The following is a 22777-nucleotide window of genomic DNA, read 5'->3' as shown; positions in this document are numbered from 1 at the left end:
TGCCTCACATGTCTAAGTTTCTCATTCCTGCCATAGTCGTGCTATTGGCTTCATTCATGATTTACCGCGTTTGGACCAATCACAAAACGGGGAAAGAAAATATCGCTATTGGTCAGGCATTTTTGCAAGAAAACGGACAGCGTGAAGGCGTAGTCACTACAGACAGCGGCCTGCAATACGAAGTATTAGTTAAAGGTGATGGAGAAATCCACCCACAACCAACCAGTATCGTCAAAGTGCATTATCATGGCACACTGATCGACGGCACAGTGTTTGACAGCACGGTTGAGCGTGATAAACCTATCGAATTTCCACTTAATCGCGTGATTCACGGTTGGCAAGAAGGCTTACAATTGATGGTTGTGGGTGATAAATTCCGCTTCTTTATCCCGAGCAACCTTGCCTACGGCAAAAGTGGCAACGGTCCAATCCCTGGCTCTGCAACACTAATTTTTGATGTTGAACTACTGGATATTAAATAACGCCAGTAGTAGTAATTGATATAAACTGAAAAAGGACTTCATAACGGAAGTCCTTTTTGTTTTTCATAAACTCATTTTTCCTGCGCTAGTTCTGATCACTTACTGAGTGTGATTGGTATTATTCAGTAAATGCCGCTTCCGCTACGGGTTTAAACACAAAGCCTGTCTCGGTCACTAAATAACAATCCATTCCGGCCGCATGTGCCGCTTGTAAACCTAATAGTGTGTCTTCAAACACTACGCACTGGCTCGGTTGACATTTTATCTGCTCAGCGGCTAACAAAAAGGTATCCGGGAACGGTTTATGGTTATTAACCTCAGTTGCTGTGACTACCGCGTCAAAATAATCAAATACACCACGTGATTTTAGTAACTCGTGCGCCCCTTGTCGTTGAGCGCCGGTGCCTATCGCCACTTTCTTGTCATCCATATTGTCTAGCAGCACTTGATGCGTGATCTCAATCAGCTCACCTTTGACTTCATTTTGCGCAAACTGCTGCAGTTTAAAGCCAGACACTAAAACAGGATCCAGATCCAAGCCAAAACGACGATTTATTTCTAGCACTATTTTATGGCTAGGCATTCCGCCTAAACTGTGTAACCAAGCAGGATCAAAATCAAAACCGAACTCATCGGCTGTTGTTTGCCAAGCCGCCACATGAGCGGGCATAGTGTCGATAAGAGTGCCGTCCATATCAAAAATAACACCCTGATATTTTTCAAGTTTTGGTTGCATCCGTCTGCTCTCTTTAATTAAGTATTTTGACCACTCTACCAAACTAAAAAGACAAAACAATCTCATAAATGAAACAAACTTATTTCTATTTCGATTAATTTATCGTACCCAACCTGCCACTGTCTGATAAGGGGCAAATTCACCTGGCTTAGTCAGCCACACTGCAACAGCGTCAATCTTTCTAGTGTTATCTCTATCATTCGGGGAAAACGTCCACTGAGCTTGAGTACGCTGATCCGCTATTTGTTGTTCTAACACAATAAAATCATGGTGTAGGATTTTGCCCCTATTTTCGCCCTTTTTCACTGCTGTTTTCTCACCCATCGCCAACCATGCAATATGCGCGGTATAAGTTCCCTCGCCTAAAAACGTGACACTGTAATTATCATTACGACGCTCTAACCGCAATTTAGGCGCCACTGCTCCTAGAGCTTGCGGAAGCGTGCGACTCAGTGGATTGAAAAAGCCTCGCCACTCTTTACCATCCACCACAAAACCTGGAGTATAGACACTCGCGACTACCCCATAACTGCGGTAAAGACGTTGTTTTTGACTAAAAGAGGGATGGGCAAAGCGATCTTTCCAACCAATATAATCCCAATAATCTACATGGTAAGCTAACGGAATGATCCCCTGCCACAAATCTTCCCTAGCGGTAAATTTCGACAAATATGTATCCGCTGGCGGACAGCTAGAACACCCTTCAGAGGTGAAAAGCTCAATGAGGCGCGCCGGCTTTCCTTGATGTGACCAGACTTGATAATCACTTTGCGCATAGGCTGTACCTAAGCTCACTATTTGTGTCACTAAAGGTAAAAGGAACGTCGATAAAATAAAGCGCATACAAGCCTCCTTAAGCTGACTGTTTATTTAAAGACCTTACCTTGGATATTTATCTTTCATTTTCATCAAATCTAAATCCACAGCCAAAGCAGTGATTCAGGCTTACCTTTTCATCAAAAGAGTGATTGAGTCCCTGATTAAAAAATAAGTGTTCACAAAGAATTAACCTTGCGCTTCATGGATAATGGAATGTAATTTCCCCTCTAACACACACTTTATCGACAAATTAACCTGAAGTTATTGTTTTTCTTATGATCCTGTACAAGAATCGTTATTGATAATGCACGTTTGTTAGGAGAAAGTAACAATGAAAGGAATCATTTTCACTGAGTTTTTAGAGTTGGTCGAAAACCACTTTGGCTTAGAGGTGTTGGATCAAGTATTAGAAATGTCTAAAGATGAAGGTATTTACACCTCGGTGGGCAGTTACGATCACAAAGATCTGGTCACGCTTATTGTCAACCTAAGTAAAACCTCTGATATTCCGGCAGCGCACCTGCAAGAAGTGTTTGGTGAATCAGTATTTAAAAAACTGCTCGCCACTATGCCACCAGCCGCAGCACTAGCGCATAGCACCAATAGCTTTGAGTTTATTCGTCATGTTGAAGACTATATTCACGTAGAAGTGAAAAAACTCTACCCTGACGCTGTGCCACCTTCATTTGAGTTTATTTCCGAAACAGAAACTGAGCTAATACTGAATTATAAAAGTGCTCGCTGTATGTCGCACGTTTGCTTGGGGCTGATAAAAGGTTGTGCCAACCACTTTGGACAGCAGCTCAATATACAGATGAAGCCTTTAAATGACAGCGGCAGTGAAGTTCGCTTTAACATCACTTTACTTGATTAATTGACCTCAATACTGAGAATTGCTATGACAGATCAAGATGTTGATTTAAAGCTAATACAACGCAAACTGGCTCGAGAAATGGCATCTCGAAAACAAGCGGAAAGTTTGTTAGAGCAAAAAAGCCTAGAGCTTTTTGAAACCAATCAAAAGCTTGAACTGGCTGTCGCTCAGTTGGAGAAGTCATCGGCACAAGACATTCTTAAACTTGAGTTTCAACAGCAAATCGATGCCCTACTTATCTATTTTGGACGAGCATTTTTAGACCACCACTTGGATGACGTTTTACTATCGCAATTGGTTGGCAAGGTGTGTGAAAGCTCGCTTATTAAAACCTGCTACCTGCAATTAAACGCCACTCTCAATTTAGGACTTAAACAGCCCTTTTACGGCCATCAAACCCAGATAAACCCAGACAGTTTCAAATTGCAGTGGCGAGGGTCACAGCTTGATATTCCATTGATTGTTAATCGAGAAAAGATAGGCCAACTCAGTATCGGCGTACAAGACACCGAACAAGATCACCAATTTATTGAGCAACCTCTGCGTTTAATTGCCGATCTTTTGTGTCGCGCCGTTAACCGTCAGCAAATTATTTATCGCAATATTGAGTCAAGGAAAAAGGCTGAACAATCCGAGCGCGCCACTCGCGATTTTTTAGCCATGATCAACCATGAATTACGCACTCCGCTCAATGGTTTATTGGGCAGTTCCGAGTTGCTACAAGGAACAGAACTCGATGATCACCAACAAGATCTGGTAGAGAACCTGTCGCAATCGGGCGAGTTCTTACGTGTCATCATTAATGATTTACTGGATTACAGCAAAATAAACGCCGACATGTTTACTCTACTGCCGCGTAAGTTTGAAATACGTTCGCTACTAAAAACTTTATCCAGCATTTTTAACTCTAAAGCGCAGGAGCGTGCTCTCAGCTTTCACATTAACCTCGCAGATGATGTGCCCTGCGCCGTAGAAGGTGATATGGAGCGTATCACGCAAATATTTGTCAATCTTATTGGCAATGCGGTGAAATTTACAGACCAAGGCTCGGTGACGCTCAATTTAGGTTGGAATAATGGTCAATTGCAGTTTCAAGTGATTGATACGGGGATTGGTATTAGCCCCAAAGCGCAGAAAAAACTTTTTCAACCCTTTACCCAAGTTGACCGCTCAAGCAAACGCAGTTTTGAAGGTACCGGACTTGGGCTTGCCATTTGTAACCAACTGATACAACTTATGGGCGGTTCTATTAGTCTACAAAGTACCCTCAACGTCGGCACCACGTTTACTGGCCAAATCCCGCTACGCAAGGTCGATCATCTGCCAAGTGCTGCGAAAGACCCTGCAAAGCAATTAACTAAATTGCTACCGCAAGACCTGTCGGTATTAGTGGTAGACGATATACGTATGAATCAAATCATCATCAAAGAGATGTTGGCTAAGCTCAATATCGTGCCCGATATCGCCAACAATGGTTTAGAAGCCGTAACCGCCACTTCAAACAAATCTTACAGCATGATTTTAATGGATTGCCGAATGCCGACTATGGATGGCTTTGAAGCAACGCAAAAAATCCGCGATCTTGGGATGAACATGCCCATTATTGCCCTAACCGCAAGCACCACACTTTCTGAGCGCGAGATGTGTTTTAACTGTGGTATGGATGATGTATTAACTAAGCCTTATCGCTCCGCCGATATTCAAAACATGCTAGTAAAATGGTGTAAAAATTAAAAGCTGTTTACCTTAGGTTTTTCGTTAGCAACATTAAGCTGTCGTTTAACAACTTGCCACAAGCCCCTTTATCGTTTGTCCTTGTACTCTTAAATGAGCCTAATCACAGTCTTCTCCATTTAAAAATCCAACGTTATCAAAATAGGAAACGGCTTTTCTCAATTTGAGAAAAGCCAATAAGTCATTGTTTTTAAATAATAATATTTCTGGCACGCTTCCTGCTATCTATTAAATACGCTCACAAGAGCGATGTTTAATTAGGAGATCATGTCATGGAACTACAAAAAATCGAATCAAGCGACACTCTACTGACTCTAGCGGTCTTTGGTGATTTTAATGCTCAAGCCAGTAAACAGGCGCAAATATGCATTGATGATGTGCTCAGCGATGATTTTCATCCGCAAATTGAAATCGACCTAGAACATGTGGACTTTATGGACACCTCTGGAATTGGCGCCATTGTGTATTTGTATAAACGTTTGGTTGAAAGCGATCGCAATATGAGTATCAAAAATGCACACGGACAACCATTGAAAATGATGGAGCTGCTGCGCATTGGACAAGCCATTCCAGTGACCACGCAAGACGCCGCTCTTGAACACTAAAGTCACTCACAAGGAAGTGAGTCATAACACAACGTCAGATGGAGAGAAACGATGAAATGGATACATCCTCGCACAATCAGCCCAATATTATTAGCCACACTAATTTTGACTGGTTGTACAAGCTACCCTGATGATGGGGCTGGTGGTATGGGAGAATATACCGCTATGTCTGATTTCTCTCCCGTATTCCCAGAGGAGCCGCTAGGTCCTGAACATGGTTTACGTTTTGATTTCCACCTTGCCAAGCTGCAGCTCGATAGCCTGATAAACCAAGGTGCTCAGTGGTGTTTTCCCGCGGCTGTTATTCAAGCAGAAACCAAAGAAAAGCGCATTGCTAGGGAGTTAGAAGGTAACTTATTGCTAGATGCCGCTAACGACATTGTTATTTTAAGAAAAAACCTTAATAAACTTGAGCTTCAATTGGACTATGTCACTGGCGAAACTCAGTGTGTGCCACCTTCGCAAAACAGTGCATTTCAAAGTGATAAAGTCATCATCACCAAGCTAGTTGACTTGCTTAATATTGATAATCAATTCGCAGTCGGTTCCACCGAAATAAACCCAAAATACATGGGACACCTTGCGCAAGCCGCCAGTATTTTAAAGCAGCATCGACATTTGAAACTAAGCGTCACAGGCCACGCCGATATGTCAGGCAGCGCCGAATACAATGAAAAACTGGCAATGGGCCGCGCAAAACAAGTCGAACGTTATTTGATTATTTTTGGGCTAGAAACCGCCCGAATCCAAACCTTATCTGTTGGTGAAACCCTACCACTAACCGAAGGTGATACCCCTGCTATTCGTTTAACAAACCGTCGAGTCAGTATCGATATTATTTCGACTAAAGCCCAAGGAGGCGGCTATGAACATCTTTAAGATTTTACTGATTATGATGGCAAGTATCAGTTTCCATGTTATGGCGAAACCGGTGCAAATTGGCGACCTTATCCAAGTCAATCTTCCCGGAGAAGAATCCTTAAACAAAGGCTTTCAGGTGGATAAATCAGGGCGAATCACTTTGCCAGAGGTGGGCCCAACGTATGTGGCAGGCTTTGAGGAAGAGCAGCTAAGCAAAGTGGTTAAAGACGCTTTAAGCAAAGTGTACCGCGATCTCTCTAACGCCAGTATTTACGTATCTGAGCGTCAAATTTTATTATCAATTCAAGGTTATGTGCGCTCACCGGGAGAATACACACTCCCTGAATCCTCCACCATTCAAATGGCGCTGTACGCCGCAGGGGGTATTCGCCCTGGTGCTCAGCTAAATAAACTGCAAATTAAGCGTGGCAGTGACATCAATGAATTTAACTACAAAACGTTCTTAGATACAGGAAGTGAAACTAGCCTGCCTAAACTGAAATCGTTAGATACGATCTTTGTTCCCGCCTCGCCAATGGTGGGTAACATTGAGCAAGAATTTGATGCTGCCAAACTGGCAAATGCTGGCGATAGCGCTGATTCACGCAAAGCCATTAAAGTATTTGGCGAAGTAAATGCGCCCGGCTCTTTTAGCTTTAAAGCCAATACCGACTTGGTGGATATCATCATGCGCTCAGGAGGCGTCACTCGTTATGCCAGCGTTGAGCAAATTCGCGTTATTTCTGGCAATACCCCAACCATTTTTAACTTAAAGCGCTATCTAGATAGTGGCGACGAATCGTTACTGCCGCGCTTAAATCCCGGTGCCATTGTGTTTGTGCCAAAAATGGAAGAAGAGATCAAATCAGGTGCCAACATGGTGTATGTCATGGGCGAAGTCGCCGCCCCCGGCGCATTTGAAGGTAAACCTGGTGCTACCTTCATGGATATTCTAGCCAATGCTGGCGGGCCGACCCGCTTTGCAGAATCTCGTCAAATCCGCTTAATCAAAGCAGATGGGCGCGTAATCAAGTTTGATCTTACCGCTTTCACTGAAGGTCTAGGCGGCGTTCGACCACCGACTATTGCCAACGGAGATGCTATTTTCGTTCCTGAAAAAACCGATATGAACGAGAAGTCATGGTTAAAAATATCCCCAGATCGCGCGGTTAACGTTATTGGTGAGGTGGTACGTCCGGGACGTATTGAATGGTCCGATGAAATGGATCTCATGGATCTGTTAGCCCATGTGGGTGGCCCCACCTTGCGAGCCGATACGACCACCATCGAAGTGGTTGATAGCGAACGAAAGGTACAAGTATTTGATTTAGATGCTTATATCAGAAATGGTGCTAAGCGCTCACAACTGCCCCATATCGCCGCAGGCTCTATCATTCGTGTGCACGACCTGCCACAAGACCCTTCTGACAATAAATCTCAGTGGGTACGTCAAAAATCAGAAGCGTCTATTTATGTGTTTGGTCAAGTCAATGCTCCCGGGCGCTATCGTTTCACCAAAGAAATGCACTTTTTAGATATTCTGTCGGCTGCCGATGGCCCAACCAAAGACGCTGACATTCATAACATCCGCATTACTCATCGTGATAAAACCTATTCACAGGTCAGTAAATTGAATCTGTCTTTGTATTTCGAGACAGGAGATGAATCACTGCTTCCCGTTGTCACCACCGGCGACACCATCTATATCCCAGAAAAAGACAAAAATTGGCTCGACCGTTCAAAAGAATCTACGGTGCGCGTATTAGGCGCAGTGAACAATCCCGGACGATATGTGTTTGATGACAATATGACTCTTTTAGACTTGCTTGCAGAAGCAGGAGGCCCAAGTGAGCAAGCCTATTTGCAAAAGATCAGCGTGGTCAATATGTCTTGTTGCCAAAGCCAAGCTCGAGTTTTTGATTTGGTGGAGTTTAGTAAAACAGCAAACTTTCGCAAGTTACCTGTCATTCGCGCAGGAGACACCGTTTACATCCCTCATCAGCGCGAAAGCTTGATGGAAAAAGCACGCAATGGACTGGATGATGTCTTAAAAATTGCTACCACCATCATATTGATAGGAGCATTGTAATGATTCACTGCACCCATTCAGAATTAACGCCCATGTTTCTGCAATTAGAACTGGCCAACATGCGCAGTGTTTGCCTAATTGGTAACAAACCTCGTGCGGGTGTGACGACCTTTGCCTGTGCACTCGCCGAGCAATATATGCTATCGGGTTATCGCACTTTACTCGTCGATTTAAATCTAGAAAATCCGCAGTTTGAACACACTTTGCCTATTAAAAACTCTGTGATTGAAGAGGCTGATCTTCAAAGCCCTGGTATTGAAAACGCGGGTCTTGAAAGCGCTAGCCTTCCAAGATCAGAAGTCCATTGGGTGCAAAACCGCCACACGCTACAAATATTTAGCGGTGTGGCTGTCCCTAGCACCTTAAATCAACAAATGCCCTATCGAGACCCTCGCTCACTCGCAAAACAGTTTGAACTTTGGTTTAGTCAATATGATCGAATCGTCATTGACGCAGGTGCTATAAATCAGAATCAAACCCGCATTTCTCAATCTGTTATCGCCAATGCCTGTGACACAACTTTTATTGCATTAGGGGCCGGCAATAGCAATAAAGAACAGCTGAGCCAAGCCATCGATTATTTGACCACGGCTAATGCCAATATATTTGCTGTATTGCTCAATCAATACGCTCAACAGACGTTATCGCAACAGCTATGCCACTTGATAGGACGCAATCGCATTATGCCGAAAAAGATGAAAGAGAGATTCAACCGATACGTTCGTCGCTGGTCCTTTTTAAACCACGCCGTGTAGACTCTAAAAAGGGTTAATTAATACTAGAAATATTGATAAATAAGAGGAATACTCAATGTTAAAGGCTTTTTACAGTCTATTTACAAAAAAGCAAATCAACACAGTACAACACAAGGAAGTTATTGCCGTGCCAGAGCCTCTTATTGATCATACTACCGTACAACAAATCATCAGTGATACCAGTGTTGAAGTCTTGCCTATTCTGATTGACAGCTACCTTGAAGAATCGCAACAAAGAATCACCATAATGGCCAAAGCTGCCAAAGATAAAGATTACTCAACTCTAGAGTTTGAAAGTCATACGCTCGCAGGGACGTCTTTAGCCATTGGTGTGTGTGCGTTAGGCAAACTTGCCAAAACGATTGAGCTTGAGTGCCAGAATAAACAGTACGCTAACGCACTACAAAATGCCGAATTGCTAACAAATTTAGCCCTCGAATCACAGTCCGCTTTGCAAAGCTTAAAAGACGAACTATAAATTAGTAACTCATTGGTTTAAAAGGATGTTTTATGGGACCAAAAGTACTACTGGTTGAGGACTCCAACTCACTGGCCATTTTATACAAACAATACGTCAAGGATGAAGCGTACGACCTATTTCATGTGGAGACAGGTAAAGATGCGAAGCGCTTTATTCAGCATCATACCCCACAACTCGTCATTCTCGATTTAAAACTTCCCGACACCACAGGTGAAGAAATTTTAGACTGGATCAATGAGCAAGAGGTCGCCACGTCGGTCATCATTGCTACCGCACATGGCTCAGTCAATACTGCGGTGAATTTGATTCAAAAAGGCGCCGATGATTTTCTTGAAAAACCCATTACCGCTGACCGTCTAAAAACATCCGTAGCATTGCACCTTAAACGTACAAAACTAGAGAGCTTAGTTAACAAGTTTGAATCGAAATTTGATCGACCTAACTATCATGGTTTTATTGGTTCAAGCCTGCCTATGCAAGCGGTGTATAAAATTATTGATGCCGCAGCGCCGACCACCGCCAGTGTCTTTATTAATGGTGAAAGTGGTACAGGTAAAGAAGTGTGCGCAGAAGCCATACACAAACAAAGTAAACGCGCCGATAAGCCTTTTGTTGCGCTCAACTGCGGCGCGATACCGCGCGACTTAATGGAAAGTGAGATTTTTGGTCATGTTAAAGGTGCTTTTACCGGCGCAACCACCGACCGCAAAGGAGCAGCAATGCAGGCACATGGCGGCACTTTATTTTTGGATGAGTTGTGTGAAATGGAACTGGAAATGCAAAAAAAATTGCTACGCTTTTTGCAAACCGGTAGCGTGACTCCCCTTGGTAGCAGTAAAGAACTAAAGGGTGATGTACGCATCATCTGTGCCACCAATAAAGACCCATTAAAAGAAATAGAAGCAGGTCGTTTTCGCGAAGATCTGTACTATCGAGTGCATGTTATCCCTATTACGCTGCCGCCTTTACGAGAGCGCGACAAAGATATCGCCACTTTAGCCAAGCACTTTGTAAAACTGTATGCCAAACAAGATGGTAAAAAATTCACCGGCTTAACCGCTGAAACTGAAGCGCGACTGAAAAATTATCCTTGGCCCGGCAATGTGCGTCAATTACAAAATATCATGCGCAATGTTGTGGTATTAAACGATGGCACCAAAGTGGAAGTAAGCCAACTGCCACCGCCCTTGAACACTGTATCTGTCAACACCACAGCTGTGACAAAAGCTCCGATTAAGCCCGTTACTACAGTGCATATGACTGCAGAATCCATGGCCCCAGAATCGATTACCCCAGCTCCAGTAGACGCCGAACGCCACCAAGCGACTGCGCCTGTAACGCAATTTGAATCGGCATCGCCAGATGAAAAAACTCACCATGCTCCGACAACTCACGCTCCAACAACTCATGATGCTCAAGCTATGCCAAACAATGTAGCCCGAGCAGAAGAGTACGTTATCAAACCTATGTGGCAAGTTGAGCGGGAAACCATACAAAATGCCATCAAACATTGTGACGGTAACGTGATCAATGCGGCGGTGTTGCTCGACCTTAGCCCTTCTACGGTTTATCGCAAAAAGCAACAATGGGAAACCGAAGATGATTTGCAAACCAGCGAATAACCCCACTACCCCAAATGAGGTGTGGCTATTGCTAGATAGCTTCACCTTTGGCGGTATCGAAACTCATGTAATCGAATTGGCGCGAGGCATTGCCGATTTTAATGTGCCTGTTAAAGTGGTGCTACTGAGCCAATTTTCAACACCTTCCGCTATTGTGGCTAAGCTTGAACAAGCATCTATTGCTTTCCATTATCTTGCCGATTTAACTCGCCCTAAAAATTTAGCCAGTCAACCCAATGTAACAAAAGCGCCATCAAATCACTCTATTGCACAACAATGCTGGCAACTAAGACGTGCGATAAAAAAACACCAACCGATGGCCATTCATGCACATGGCTATAAAGCCAGTATAATCAGTAAATTGGCGGTAAAAACTGTACCGGGACTCACCCAGCAAATTACAACCTATCATGCCGGAGAAGTGCCCAGTGGCAAAGTTCGTCTGTATGACGCTCTTGACCGATACAGCTCGCCACTGTCCAAGCATAGCCTGTGCGTCAGCCCGCAAATACAAGCAAGACTGCCAGTTAAAAGCCACTGCTTAAATAATTTTGTCGGTATGCAATCAGCCATTAAGAGCCAAGGTAAACAACTGGCGTTTGTCGGGCGATTGAGCCACGAAAAAGGTCCCGACTCTTTTTTAGATTTGGCTATGCTACATCCTGAACATTCATTTTACGTCTACGGCGACGGGCCAATGCAAGAAGAATTAGCCCAACGCGCGCTGCATAATGTTCATTTGCTCGGATTTAGCAATGACATGCATCAATGCTGGCAAAACATTGGACTGCTTATTATTACCTCACGATTTGAAGGCCTACCTATGACCGCCTTAGAAGCCATGTCTAGAGGAATACCTGTGCTTGCGCTCAATGTTGGCGCATTAGAAAAACTGATTGATCAAGCTAGCAATGGTTGGGTTGTGGATGATATTACCGCCTTATCGCAATGCTTACAGCAATGGTTTGAAATGACAACACCGGAAAAAGAGCACATGGCAAACAATGCCATAAACACCATTGAGCAGCACTATTCAACTCAGGCGGTAGTACCAAAAATCTTATCTCTTTATCAAAGTTAACGGCGGTTACTTAATCTTTCTTAAACTGATTCTCAATTTAAGAATAACACCCCTATCCATATAATCTTTATTTAAAACAACAACTTAAAATTGGCACCCTAATTGCAATACCTAAAGTAATCATTAAATATACGCTTTAGGGAGAACGCAATGCCCCCAACTACCCAAGTCCTTTTTGTCCATTATGGGGACCATTGGATCAGAGGCAGTGAGATGTGTCTACTCAATCTCATTGCAACCCTTTCATCGCGTTTTACTGCGGTGGTTTGGACCAATAACTCGGTCATGCACAGTAAGTTGCAGTCAAAGAATATCACCACTTATTACTCTGAATTTTCTCTGATTGATTTGCAGCAGCGCTCCTTTTCACTGAGTAAGTGGTTTGGGCAATACCAAACTGCAACCCACATCCTTGCACAACATAATATTGGGCTCATTCATGTAAACAGTGGCGCAGCATGTCAATGGATGACACTGGCAGCAAAAATCCATAACACGCCACTGCTGTGCCAAATACATAGTCCTTATAATCTGCATGATCGCTTTACCCTAACCCTGCATTGCGCGCAGCAACTGATTGCTGTCAGTCATGCCGTTGCTAAGCCTTTATTAAACGAAGGCTACCCAAACTCTCAGCTTGCTGTGGTCCATAACGGCATACCAAACACACGTCTTAGCCAAAATATCGATATACGACAAAGACTTAACATTGCACAAGGTGCAAAGATTTTGATCAGTGTCGGCTCTCTTATTCATCGAAAAGGCTTTGATAAACTCATTCAGGCCCTTGCTTCTTTAAACAATACCCCGGACGAATACCATCTGATCATTATTGGAGAAGGAAGCGAGCGTCTGAATCTAATTGCGCAAACAAAACGCCTGCATCTATTAAATAACGTCCATTTTGTGGGCGAACAGAGCAATGTTGGTGAATGGTTAAGTGGCGGATGCGATCTTTTTGTCAGCGGTGCCAGAAGTGAAGCGTTTGGCTTAGTGCTTGTCGAAGCTTCATTGGCCGGACTTGCCGTGGTGGCCCCTCACGTTGGCGGGATTGCTGAAGTAATTGAAGATAAGGTCAATGGGCTGCTTTACCAAAATGGACATAATGAAATTAAGGCGCTTACTCAAGCAATTAAAACACTCATTGATGATCCAAGCCTGAGACACACTCTGGCAAACAATGGACGACAAATAGCAAAGGCGCACTTCTCATTACAAACTAATACCGACAACATTGAGAGCATTTACCAACAATTACTCAATAAGCCTTCTCTAACATGGTTGGATTTAATGAAAGGCTTGTTACGCCCATTAAAAACCCTCTTTCACACTCGAGTAATGCGCCCTATTCAACAACAGTTGCGAGGTCACTATGACGCCTAACCAGCCAACTAATCCATGCATTGTGTTTGATCCAATCCCTTACCATGGAGGATCAAAAGTGGCGACCCTACTTGCCATCAAACAAGTTAACCGCCAGCAACATTCAACGGGCAATCCTTCAACTGGTAACCCTACAAATGACAAGGCCTCAATTAAGGACACACACCGTTTTCAACCCCCTTCTAAGGCTGTTCGTTTTAAGGACACACACTTTTATGTGTTAAGCGCATGCAAGCAAAGTTGGCTCAATTCTGAGGACACATCGAGCAGCGCATTGTGGCTTCCAAAAGGGTTAGCGACCCGTACACAAGGTCTATATTATTGGGTCAAACAAGTCTATTTATCCCTTTACCTACTGGCTTTTACGCTCATTATTTGGCTAAGCCAAGGTAAAAAACCCACTTCGATATTACTGGCTTCAGGGCCTGGAGTGGACTTTGCCGGTTATGTGGTTGGTAAGCTGTTAAGTATTCGAGTCATTCAACTTATCCACGGTCCGGTTGGAAAAAGCCGCGCTGTGCAGTGGTGCTTAATGCAAGGGCATGCCTGTTTTTATTTGCAATCAAGCATGCGCACATTACTCGATTGCTTGGAAGTCACCTCACTGCCTAAACATTTTATGCCTTTTACTAATGGCTTAGATGAACAAAATCTGCCTTCTAGGCATCGCTTTTCAGCCACCCCCCATCAAGTTCAATTTTTCTGGGCAGCATCTTTATTGAAATGGAAAGGCCTAGATCTTCTGCTGCATGCCACTGCTATCACGCCACTTAATCAATCATCAAGCGTGCAGGTATGTTACATCAAACCGCAAAATGCCAATCTCGAACAATCAAAAATAGACACCACAATTAAACCGATACATTGGCATCATCAGCCAGAAAACCTTGATGATATCCGCGCTCAATCCGATGTTTATATTTCCACCAGCATCAATGAGCCCTTCGGACTGTCCACCCTAGAAGCGCTCTTTTCAGGCCTAATTGTCGTGATACCCAAAGACGGCGCTTTTTGGGACAGGCACCTAAAAGATGGTGTGCATTGTGTTAAATATGAGGCCAATAATGCCCATAGTTTAAGCCAAGTGATGAGTGATATTAGTCGTGATATCAAACGTTTCTATGCTATTGCTCAATCAGGCAAGGAACTTGCCGCCACTTACTTAGCCAAAGAATGTTATAGAGAAATAGTCAATGCTATTAAAGCTGACCCGTTGCAGAGTCATCAGCAAGCAATGACTGCTGAACGTACAGGAGAAGAGTCATGAAAAAGCTCACTATTCGCCTGTCAAACGGGCAGACACAAATGGTCTGCTACGCCCTTTCGTTATTTTTTATGAAAGGCCTGTCCTTAATCATGCTACCGATTACTACGCGGTTTCTGTCGCCGGTACAAATAGGTGAATTAGAGCTTTTAGCCGTAACGGCCTCATTCATCGGAATCTTACTCTCTGGTTGTTTGCATGAAGCTTTGTATCGTTACTGCTCTAACAATAACTCTAATCAGCGCAAGCAAGAAGTGGCCAATCAGCTGTTTTCAATGACCTTGATGATTTCTATTTGTTTAGCAACGATTGGGTTGTTGATCACTACAGCAATAGAGTGGTCGGCAAGCTGGGTGCTTTCAAAAGACACCGTGTTGATTTTGTGGCTTTCTCTAACTATTGAAGGAGCGATTGCGGTTTGTCTTGCGTGGCTTCGAATGCAAGACAAAATCAAAGCCTTTTGTCAGATTTGTATTGGTACCAGTGTGTTACAAGTCACTTTAGTGATCGGTGCTCTTTTGCTTGATTTTGACGTTATTGGAGTGCTTCTAGCAGGGTTTATAGCGCATTGTGCACAATTCTTTGCACTCATCTACAGCAGTCAACTTCGATTTTGTTTACCTAATGTCCGTTTGGTAAATACCGCACTAAGTTATTCATTACCCCTGATGCTATCGAGTATTATCGCTTTTGGGTTAAATGGGGCTGAGCGCTGGTTTATGCTTCAAGCTGAATCACTGTATATGGTGGGGCAATACGCCATTGCCGCTAAATTTGCCTTAGCATTGTGCGTTCTCATCCAACCTTTTGGTATGTGGTGGTTACCAAAACGTTACGCTATGCTAGATAAAAACAAACAAAAAGCAGCCAAAATCACCGAAATTGGGGTTATCTATATCTGTATCGCTTCTGTTAGCGTTGCTGTATTTGGCCAATACTTACTGCATTTTGCGCTCACCGAGCAGTATGCATTTGCCGCAAGCTTACTTGTTGGCGCTATTTTTATGGTGCTGGGTAAAGAATTTACCGAACTACTTAATCTTGGACTACTTTACCAAAAACAAACACGCACTATTTTGTGGGTCAACTTTAGCATCACCCTATGTACTGTGACTTGGTGCGCAATCACTTATCAATGGGGTATCTGGTCAATCATGATCAGTATTGGTTGTGCGCAGTTGCTGCGTGCAGCGCTTGTTTATTACTTGTCTCAAGGTTGCTGTTTTCTTCCCTTTCGCACAATCAGGCTATGCTTGTACCCTTTGATTGCTATCTCGACACTGATCAGTATCCACAACAGTTCGCCACTCATGAGCTTGCTACTTTTTGTGATAAGTTCATTGCTGTTTTTGGCTATTTATCAGTTACCTGCAAAGAAAACCATTTCTCTACAACAAGCCACAAGCAGCTCAATAAAACAGGAACAAGCTCATGAATAATGGTGGCGAAGGCTTACAAGATAACAAGATTGCTGTCAGTGTTACCCTGACACTATTTGTCATCAGCATGATTGCTTTGTTGTGGTGGAAAGTGCCTCATCCACTTACGGGGCTTGCGTTGTGCCTGCTTCCAATCGCGGCTTTATTGGTAATCAAACATCTGTTTTGGTTTGTCACTCTATTCGTTTTATTTTCATTTTTTAGAATTCATGAGGTGATACCCCAATTAATGCCGTTCAAATTGCCGTTACTATTGTCATTAGGGGCGCTTGCTTCTTTGTGTTGGCATGCCTTTATCAGTCGAAAACTGAGCATTTATTGGCACCCTTCAATGAAATGGTTAGTGGCATTTTGGGTATTGGTTAGCATAGGGTTGGCATTTGCTACAAACCGAGCTGAAGCCATCGCAACCTTTAAAGGCGTATATTGGAAAATAATGTTGATGACGTTAGCCATTATCTGGATCATCAATAACAAACAACAGCTGCGAAAAATATGTTGGGCCATCATTATCGCAGGCGCATTAGTGGCGTGCGTTGCATTATTCAACTCAATCAATGGCATTGGGCTGGTCGAAGGTACTCGCGTTACTATTGGACGCCAAATAGGTTCGATGCTTGGGGACCCTAATGATTTGGCGTTAGTATTGTTATTTCCACTGGCTTTTTGTGCCAGCTTTCTATTTAACCCTCACCTTAGATTCTTTCCTCGATTGGTCGGGTTATGCGTTCTGGTTTTATTATCGATGGCCATTGTTGCCACCCAAAGTCGTGGCGGATTATTGGGGATGATTGCCGTGTATGCGGTTTTTATTAGCCAAGCTGTTCGCTCAAAATTGCTACTAGTTAGTGTGGGGGCAATCGGATTATTTGCGCTGTATTTTGTAGCCGGTATTGCTGATAGAGCTTCTGGCGGCGCAGCTGAAGCCGGAATTGATTCTTCATCGATGGGACGCTTATATGCGTGGCAAGCGGCGATAAAAATGGCTGTGCACAACCCTTTTACCGGTGTCGGAATTAATAATTTTTATTCCAACTATTATTTTTACAGCTCGCATTGGGATGGGCTTAATCATGCAGTGCACAGCACTTGGTTCGGTGTTCTTGCTGAAACTGGGTTTGTGGGATTAACCGTATTTATCGCCTTAATTGTCTCTCTTGTACGCACCGCTAAACGCTCCAATCGGCAATTAAAACGTATGCCAAAACCTGAGGGTTACCTAGTCAGTTCTGCCAATGCCGTATACGCAGGACTAATTGGCACTATTGCCTCGGGTACCTTCCTAACTCAAGCCTTCGTTTGGCCTATCTATATTTTAGCGGCGTTGATTATTTGCGTGTCTCACATAGTTCAAAATGATTCTCAAATTAAGAATTAGTTTTCATTGATTGGTAAGCCACTGTTTTTAAGGCTTTATATTTCTGGCACGTTCTGTGTATTACTTAAATTGAACAATACAGAATTTTTCCAATATCAGTGCGCTAAGGATGGTTGCCATGAAGGTGTTCACAATTAATCAATGTAAACAAAAGCTCAAAACAAGCCAAACACCTTTCGGTAAGAAGTTGTTTGCTATCGCAAAAGCCCTTCGCGTGTGTGATATTCGGTTTCCTCACGGTATCAATCGCGCCCTATATAGCGGATATGTGCTAGTACGCAACAGCGTACATTTTCTGACAAGAGTGCTGTTTTACACTCCCGCTTTTCGAGGTTACTGCTCACAATCAGGCAAGTCTCTCTATCTTTACGGTGGCATCCCTTTTATTTCTGGTCCCTTATCAATAAGCCTTGGCGATGACTGCCGCATTTCAGGACACACCACCTTTAGCGCCAGCGCGCACGTCAGTGATCCACAACTGACAATCGGCTCTAACGTCGGTATAGGTTGGCAAACGACCATAGCCGTCGGAACCAAAGTCGTCATTGAAGATAATGTTCGCATTGCTGGAAAAGCCAATTTATTTGGCTACTCAGGCCACCCATTGGATGCGACGAAACGCGCCCAAGGAAAACCGGATGATATTTCACAAATTGGCGACATCATTTTAAAAAAAGATTGCTGGCTTGGAACCAATTGCATCGTTAAAGCGGGCGTGAGCATTGGCAAAGGCGCTGTGATTGCCTCGGGTAGCGTGGTGACAACCGATATTCCCGATTATGTGGTTGCTGCTGGAGTTCCAGCAAAAGTGATTAAGCACATCGCCCACACTTACAGCACAAAGCAAGGAGCTTAATATGCGCGATCTCATTGTTTTTGGTGAAGATTTCGGCGGCCTTCCTTCAAGTACGCAACATATCATAACGGGCTTAAACCCTCAGCGCCGCATCTTGTGGGTTAACTCCATTGGCCTGCGAAAACCTACTTTATCAGTACGAGATGTGCAGCGTGCTTGTCGTAAATTATTCTCTGTCAGTGAGCAAAAACTGCCATCATTTCAATCCAATCAGGCGATTCCCAGCAACATCAAGGTGATCAACCTTAAAACCTTACCTGCACCTCGCTTCAAATGGGAACGTCATTTTGCTAAAGAATGGATGAGTCAACAGTTGCGTCCAATCCTAAATGAGCTGCAGTTTAACAATCCAATTTTATGGACTTCCTTGCCAACTGCGGCCGATCTTTGCGGACATATTAATGACTCGTCAGTCGTGTATTATTGCGGAGATGACTTTGGTTCGCTGGCCGGAGTCGATCACGCCACTGTTTTAGAGCATGAAAGCACCCTGACGGATAAAGCCGATTTGATCCTGACTGCCAGCGAAGCAATGCAACAGCGATTTCCTGCCTGCAAAACGCAACTGCTTCGTCATGGCGTAAACTATCCGCTATTTAATACGCCCACAACACCTGCAAACGATTTACCTACCGGCAAGCCAATCGCAGGATTTTACGGCAGCTTATCAACTTGGCTAGACTATGATTTGATCAATCAAACAGCAAAAGCCCTCCCCAATTGGAATTTTGTGTTCATTGGACACAATGAGCTTAACCACAATCCCTTTGCTAATCTCAGTAACATTCACCTACTAGGTCCTAAACCTCACCATGAACTGCCCCGTTATTGCCAGCATTGGGATGTCAGCTTGCTGCCATTTTTATTGAATGAGCAAATCAAAGCCTGTAGCCCTTTAAAACTTATGGAATACATTGCTTGTGGGACTCCGATCATTAGCACCCACTTCCCTGCAATTACCCCATTTATCGAGCAAGTTAACTGCATAAATAGCACACAGCAATTGATAGAACGACTACAGAATGTTCAAGCGCTTAGCCCTTGCGATAGCCAATGCGTAAAACAGCAAAGTTGGCAGCAAAGATCTGAATTTGTTGATTGGATTTTGGAGTTGTTATGATTGAATTAAAAATACGCATCGCCGAACTTATTGTCAGTGCTTGGCGCCGACGCTGGGTCATATTTCTACCAAGTTTGATATTACCTATCGTCGCGGTTAGCGTTGCGCAACTGGCCCCAACACAGTACAAAGCACATACCAGCATGCTGATCCAAGAAACAGCCAAAATGAACCCATTTTTACAAGATCTTGCAGTCTCTACTGGGTTAAATGATCGCTTCAGTGCCGTGCAGACACTGTTAAAAAGTCGGCATGTTTTGTCTTTAGTCGCGCAAGAATTAGCGCTTGTTGATGACAGCAGTTCTGATTATGAAAAAGATCAAATAATGGCAAAAATTGCGATGAATCTACGCGTAATCCAACAAGGAAAAGACTTGCTCAAAATAGAATATTCTGCGCGCTCACCAGAAGGTATGAAGGAACTATTAGAGTCCGTCAGTTACCATTTTATTGAACAATTACTGGCCCCTGAACGCTCGTCCATTCGCGATTCAAGTACCTTTTTAACCGAACACATCAACAAACGTTTTGAAGAGTTGCAGTTGGCGGAGCAAAAACTGGCAGATTACACCAATATTCACTCCTCTCTTACCCCAGAGATCCAAAGCCAAAGCTATGCTCGCATTGCTGTCTTAAAGCAAAGCCTTGCTGAAAAAGAAGCCGAGTTATTTGGTGTGAAGCGAAGCTTAGGATCGCTAGACCAACAACTGTCGAGCACCAATCCAGTAGTGGGACGTATTGAAGACAAGATCATCGAAATTCGCAGCCAGTTAACCTTACTTCAAGCACGATACACCCAAAATCACAGCTCAGTTCAAGCTAAACAAAGAGAACTAAACCGTTTGGAACAAGAACGTGAGGTGTTACTCAATTCCAATCAACCAAGTCTAAATACCGATCAATTACGAAATATGGCAAGCAGTCAAAGCATCAACAATATCGCGAGCATTCAGCCTTTATTGATGAGCCAATTGCAAAATCTACAACAAATACGCAGCCGTTTTGAAGCCCTCACCGAAGAGACAGACCGTCTGCGCAGTATGATCCAAGAACTAGAAACAAAAACCCAAGGCTATGGAGACAACGTCAAAGAAATTTATAGCTTGAAAAGAGAAGTAGAAATGAAACGTCAGTTGTATGAAGAGTTAGTACAACGCTACGAAATGGCGCAACTCACAGGGGCGTTGGGCGTGTTTGAAGAAAATAAGCGAGTCAAAATTATCGATCTGCCTTTCACCCCAAGCTCACCTTCAAATTGGCCTATGTTTATCTACCTCATTATTGGATTAATCGGTGGATTAGGACTTGGCACAGGCATTGCCATTATATTAGAACTGTTTGACACCACAATACGAAATGAAGTGGATGTCAAATCCGTAACGTCGATACCCATTATGGTGATATCGCCTGCTTCTCATTGATTAATTTACGTTTTTTTATTTTTGTATCGGTGCCTGTCCTTGATATAGCCGATAAAAATTATAATATATGCTCAATAAAAATACGGTGCTCCTATTTTCTATTAAGAAGCACCGTATTAATCTTTTCTTATTTCATTAAACGTAAATACTGAGGATTGGAAACTTGAATTTGAAGCTTATTCTTGTACTCTGTAATCTTTCCACGAACACAGATTTTTTGATCTTCAAGATTATCTAATTTACCAAAACGTTCTTCAAAGGGGTTAAGGTTTCTATTCCAGATTAATATTGTTAGAGTTTGATTTGGATAAGATTTATCTAAATTTAGATACTGCGATTTCTTTCCCTGAGATACCTGTGCTACTTTTCCACACGCCATTACGGTTTCACCTACATGAAAAGGAGCTTTATATGCTTCTATTCTTGCCTCGGTCGCATGGACACTAAATGACATAGCAAGCATGCTAAATAATGATATGAGTAATTTTTTCATTTTGCTTCCTTAAAAAACATCTAGTTGTGTTCTTGAATTTACCGTAGTTTGTATATGGGTTTTGTATTTGGCAATCTTTCCTGACACACATACCTTTTTATGTAGAAAATACTCAAACGATAACTTACCGTTTAGTATATTTTTTTTGTCATTACTCCAAACCACCATGCTAAATGTTGATTTAGGGAATTTTTCATCAAAGTTCAAATATGTACCCTTTGAAAAATCACTAATTTGTGAAATAACACCACAAATAGTTTTATAATCACCAACGTACTTCGATGCAGATTTAGAAGATACTGCACCATTAGGCATCCAAGAAGCGGAAGATAATACTTGTTTTATTTCGGAGTCTGAAACTTCTTTCCATGTATTAACTGGTGAAGACTCCGGTTCAAAATTAGTAGTATTTTTAGGTTCTATTTTAGTTGGAGTAGATTCGTTAATATCATAAATATTATCACTACTAGATATAAAGAATACTCCACCAATAACTAACATTAATACAAGAACACCAATAGCTATACCTTTATTTCTATTGTTACTTTTTTGATGTGTATCCAGATTATTATTGGTATCGTTTTTTGATTGCATATCCAAAATTAAAGAGCGAAGCTCATTAATTTGTAATCTTATATCAGTAGTATTCTTATTCTTCTCTTCCAAATTATTTAATTTCTCGTCATACCAAGATACTAAGTTCTCTCGCTCTTTTTGTTTATATTCATCGGTCATTTTATTTTTTGATTGAATATATAAAGTATCATTGATTTTACGAATTATTTTATCTGATTCAAACAGCATTTGCTTATTTGTGAACCTTAAAACAACACCAAACTTAGTAATCAGTGAATTTTGACGAACTAAAAAGTCTTTCCATCGCTGATGATTAACATCTTTATAAGTACCGTCAAGCTCAATTGGGAGGCAATAACCTTTCGATTTATTAATTATCATAAAATCAATATAACGATTTTTCCCATTATCATCCTTAAAGTGATATTGAGGAACAACATCATTAGGCGTTACTTCGGGTAGTTGAGTCAGGACTCGATCAACAAATGCTTCCTCATAACCTGCCACATGCTCTATTTGTTTTGAATATCGTTGTTTCCAAGTCTTCCAACTCAACACTTCATCACCAAAAACCATCATATATTTATTCAAATATATTAATGGAAATTACCTATTGTTCATAGCGACAAAGAACCAGAGAAATAACATCTATATGTTATAGATCAACATTCAATGAATTTTTCTATTACAAATAATTTAATGCATATG

Annotated in this window: 20 protein-coding genes and 1 pseudogene; 17 read left to right on the top strand and 4 right to left on the bottom strand. The window is 42.5% G+C overall.

Features of this window, described 5'->3' with window-relative positions; all coding sequences use genetic code 11:
- Window positions 1-8 precede the first annotated feature (8 nt).
- Entirely contained in the window at window positions 9-482 is a 474-nt protein-coding gene (bamJ, locus tag VHA01S_RS07360) for a BamJ family beta-barrel-assembly machinery protein (protein WP_023403726.1), read from the top strand.
- Window positions 483-600: 118 nt separating this feature from the next.
- On the opposite strand, the gene VHA01S_RS07355 is transcribed toward bamJ, so the two are convergent.
- Window positions 601-1218: a beta-phosphoglucomutase family hydrolase gene (locus tag VHA01S_RS07355; protein ID WP_023403725.1), complete on the bottom strand. Its 618-nt coding sequence runs from the start codon at window positions 1216-1218 to the stop codon at window positions 601-603.
- A gap of 99 nt (window positions 1219-1317) precedes the next feature.
- Window positions 1318-2061, bottom strand: a complete 744-nt coding sequence (locus VHA01S_RS07350; RefSeq protein ID WP_023403724.1) for a DUF1223 domain-containing protein — start codon at window positions 2059-2061, stop codon at window positions 1318-1320.
- 307 nt (window positions 2062-2368) lie between these two features.
- Between VHA01S_RS07350 and VHA01S_RS07345 the strand changes: the two genes are divergently transcribed.
- The 16 genes and pseudogenes from VHA01S_RS07345 (at window position 2369) to VHA01S_RS07270 (ending at window position 21000) form a co-directional block, all read left to right on the top strand.
- The gene (locus VHA01S_RS07345; RefSeq protein WP_023403723.1) at window positions 2369-2911 is read left to right on the top strand and encodes a heme NO-binding domain-containing protein; all 543 of its coding nucleotides are present in this window, start codon (window positions 2369-2371) and stop codon (window positions 2909-2911) included.
- 24 nt (window positions 2912-2935) lie between these two features.
- Entirely contained in the window at window positions 2936-4645 is a 1710-nt protein-coding gene (locus VHA01S_RS07340; RefSeq protein WP_023403722.1) for an ATP-binding protein, read from the top strand.
- Window positions 4646-4917: 272 nt separating this feature from the next.
- Complete coding sequence (locus VHA01S_RS07335) at window positions 4918-5250, top strand: STAS domain-containing protein (RefSeq protein ID WP_023403721.1); 333 nt, start codon at window positions 4918-4920, stop codon at window positions 5248-5250.
- A gap of 51 nt (window positions 5251-5301) precedes the next feature.
- The gene (locus tag VHA01S_RS07330) at window positions 5302-6129 is read left to right on the top strand and encodes an OmpA family protein (protein ID WP_023403720.1); all 828 of its coding nucleotides are present in this window, start codon (window positions 5302-5304) and stop codon (window positions 6127-6129) included.
- A 52-nt stretch (window positions 6130-6181) separates the two neighbouring features.
- Window positions 6182-8200, top strand: a pseudogene (locus tag VHA01S_RS07325) (SLBB domain-containing protein); the annotation flags it as partial.
- A complete protein-coding gene (locus VHA01S_RS07320; protein ID WP_023403718.1) occupies window positions 8200-8955 on the top strand; it encodes a P-loop NTPase family protein in 756 nt (251 codons plus the stop codon). The pseudogene VHA01S_RS07325 and the gene VHA01S_RS07320, both read left to right, overlap by 1 nt.
- 55 nt (window positions 8956-9010) lie before the next feature.
- The gene (locus VHA01S_RS07315; RefSeq protein WP_023403717.1) at window positions 9011-9433 is read left to right on the top strand and encodes an Hpt domain-containing protein; all 423 of its coding nucleotides are present in this window, start codon (window positions 9011-9013) and stop codon (window positions 9431-9433) included.
- Between the two features lie 32 nt (window positions 9434-9465).
- The gene (locus VHA01S_RS07310) at window positions 9466-11058 is read left to right on the top strand and encodes a sigma-54-dependent transcriptional regulator (protein ID WP_023403716.1); all 1593 of its coding nucleotides are present in this window, start codon (window positions 9466-9468) and stop codon (window positions 11056-11058) included.
- The gene (locus VHA01S_RS07305) at window positions 11036-12139 is read left to right on the top strand and encodes a glycosyltransferase family 4 protein (protein ID WP_023403715.1); all 1104 of its coding nucleotides are present in this window, start codon (window positions 11036-11038) and stop codon (window positions 12137-12139) included. The genes VHA01S_RS07310 and VHA01S_RS07305 overlap by 23 nt, the downstream gene beginning before the upstream one ends.
- Before the next feature lie 150 nt (window positions 12140-12289).
- Window positions 12290-13522 (top strand): glycosyltransferase family 4 protein, encoded by a 1233-nt coding sequence (locus VHA01S_RS07300; RefSeq protein ID WP_023403714.1) that lies wholly within the window; start codon window positions 12290-12292, stop codon window positions 13520-13522.
- Window positions 13512-14789 carry a glycosyltransferase family 4 protein gene (locus VHA01S_RS07295; RefSeq protein WP_052029595.1) on the top strand — a complete coding sequence of 426 codons (1278 nt, stop codon included), beginning with the start codon at window positions 13512-13514 and terminating at the stop codon, window positions 14787-14789. The genes VHA01S_RS07300 and VHA01S_RS07295 overlap by 11 nt, the downstream gene beginning before the upstream one ends.
- Window positions 14786-16225 (top strand): lipopolysaccharide biosynthesis protein, encoded by a 1440-nt coding sequence (locus tag VHA01S_RS07290; protein ID WP_023403712.1) that lies wholly within the window; start codon window positions 14786-14788, stop codon window positions 16223-16225. Before VHA01S_RS07295 ends, VHA01S_RS07290 begins: the two co-directional genes overlap by 4 nt.
- Window positions 16218-17603, top strand: a complete 1386-nt coding sequence (locus VHA01S_RS07285; RefSeq protein WP_023403711.1) for an O-antigen ligase family protein — start codon at window positions 16218-16220, stop codon at window positions 17601-17603. The genes VHA01S_RS07290 and VHA01S_RS07285 overlap by 8 nt, the downstream gene beginning before the upstream one ends.
- A 118-nt stretch (window positions 17604-17721) precedes the next feature.
- The gene (locus VHA01S_RS07280; protein ID WP_023403710.1) at window positions 17722-18459 is read left to right on the top strand and encodes an acyltransferase; all 738 of its coding nucleotides are present in this window, start codon (window positions 17722-17724) and stop codon (window positions 18457-18459) included.
- A 1-nt stretch (window position 18460) separates the two neighbouring features.
- Window positions 18461-19579, top strand: a complete 1119-nt coding sequence (locus VHA01S_RS07275) for a glycosyltransferase (RefSeq protein ID WP_023403709.1) — start codon at window positions 18461-18463, stop codon at window positions 19577-19579.
- Window positions 19576-21000 (top strand): GumC family protein, encoded by a 1425-nt coding sequence (locus tag VHA01S_RS07270; protein WP_023403708.1) that lies wholly within the window; start codon window positions 19576-19578, stop codon window positions 20998-21000. Before VHA01S_RS07275 ends, VHA01S_RS07270 begins: the two co-directional genes overlap by 4 nt.
- Before the next feature lie 127 nt (window positions 21001-21127).
- On the opposite strand, the gene VHA01S_RS07265 is transcribed toward VHA01S_RS07270, so the two are convergent.
- Both VHA01S_RS07265 and VHA01S_RS07260 read right to left on the bottom strand, forming a co-directional pair.
- On the bottom strand, window positions 21128-21493 hold the full coding sequence (locus VHA01S_RS07265) for a hypothetical protein (protein WP_023403707.1): 366 nt from the start codon (window positions 21491-21493) through the stop codon (window positions 21128-21130).
- 9 nt (window positions 21494-21502) lie between these two features.
- Window positions 21503-22648, bottom strand: a complete 1146-nt coding sequence (locus VHA01S_RS07260; protein ID WP_039970383.1) for a putative endonuclease domain-containing protein — start codon at window positions 22646-22648, stop codon at window positions 21503-21505.
- Window positions 22649-22777 lie beyond the last annotated feature (129 nt).

It is taken from the genome of Vibrio halioticoli NBRC 102217 (assembly GCF_000496695.1).
In the GTDB taxonomy this organism is placed as follows: Bacteria; Pseudomonadota; Gammaproteobacteria; order Enterobacterales; family Vibrionaceae; genus Vibrio; species Vibrio halioticoli.
Note: the sequence above shows the minus strand (reverse complement) of the source record. Positions and strands in the feature narration are given on the sequence as shown.

Excerpts from the sequence above, each read along its gene's own strand:
- bamJ (WP_023403726.1), top strand. The coding sequence starts at position 9 with ATGTCTAAGTTTCTCATTCCTGCCATAGTCGTGCTATTGGCTTCATTC.
- VHA01S_RS07355 (WP_023403725.1), bottom strand. The coding sequence starts at position 1,218 with ATGCAACCAAAACTTGAAAAATATCAGGGTGTTATTTTTGATATGGAC.
- VHA01S_RS07350 (WP_023403724.1), bottom strand. The coding sequence starts at position 2,061 with ATGCGCTTTATTTTATCGACGTTCCTTTTACCTTTAGTGACACAAATA.
- VHA01S_RS07345 (WP_023403723.1), top strand. The coding sequence starts at position 2,369 with ATGAAAGGAATCATTTTCACTGAGTTTTTAGAGTTGGTCGAAAACCAC.
- VHA01S_RS07340 (WP_023403722.1), top strand. The coding sequence starts at position 2,936 with ATGACAGATCAAGATGTTGATTTAAAGCTAATACAACGCAAACTGGCT.
- VHA01S_RS07335 (WP_023403721.1), top strand. The coding sequence starts at position 4,918 with ATGGAACTACAAAAAATCGAATCAAGCGACACTCTACTGACTCTAGCG.
- VHA01S_RS07330 (WP_023403720.1), top strand. The coding sequence starts at position 5,302 with ATGAAATGGATACATCCTCGCACAATCAGCCCAATATTATTAGCCACA.
- VHA01S_RS07320 (WP_023403718.1), top strand. The coding sequence starts at position 8,200 with ATGATTCACTGCACCCATTCAGAATTAACGCCCATGTTTCTGCAATTA.
- VHA01S_RS07315 (WP_023403717.1), top strand. The coding sequence starts at position 9,011 with ATGTTAAAGGCTTTTTACAGTCTATTTACAAAAAAGCAAATCAACACA.
- VHA01S_RS07310 (WP_023403716.1), top strand. The coding sequence starts at position 9,466 with ATGGGACCAAAAGTACTACTGGTTGAGGACTCCAACTCACTGGCCATT.
- VHA01S_RS07305 (WP_023403715.1), top strand. The coding sequence starts at position 11,036 with ATGATTTGCAAACCAGCGAATAACCCCACTACCCCAAATGAGGTGTGG.
- VHA01S_RS07300 (WP_023403714.1), top strand. The coding sequence starts at position 12,290 with ATGCCCCCAACTACCCAAGTCCTTTTTGTCCATTATGGGGACCATTGG.
- VHA01S_RS07295 (WP_052029595.1), top strand. The coding sequence starts at position 13,512 with ATGACGCCTAACCAGCCAACTAATCCATGCATTGTGTTTGATCCAATC.
- VHA01S_RS07290 (WP_023403712.1), top strand. The coding sequence starts at position 14,786 with ATGAAAAAGCTCACTATTCGCCTGTCAAACGGGCAGACACAAATGGTC.
- VHA01S_RS07285 (WP_023403711.1), top strand. The coding sequence starts at position 16,218 with ATGAATAATGGTGGCGAAGGCTTACAAGATAACAAGATTGCTGTCAGT.
- VHA01S_RS07280 (WP_023403710.1), top strand. The coding sequence starts at position 17,722 with ATGAAGGTGTTCACAATTAATCAATGTAAACAAAAGCTCAAAACAAGC.
- VHA01S_RS07275 (WP_023403709.1), top strand. The coding sequence starts at position 18,461 with ATGCGCGATCTCATTGTTTTTGGTGAAGATTTCGGCGGCCTTCCTTCA.
- VHA01S_RS07270 (WP_023403708.1), top strand. The coding sequence starts at position 19,576 with ATGATTGAATTAAAAATACGCATCGCCGAACTTATTGTCAGTGCTTGG.
- VHA01S_RS07265 (WP_023403707.1), bottom strand. The coding sequence starts at position 21,493 with ATGAAAAAATTACTCATATCATTATTTAGCATGCTTGCTATGTCATTT.
- VHA01S_RS07260 (WP_039970383.1), bottom strand. The coding sequence starts at position 22,648 with ATGATGGTTTTTGGTGATGAAGTGTTGAGTTGGAAGACTTGGAAACAA.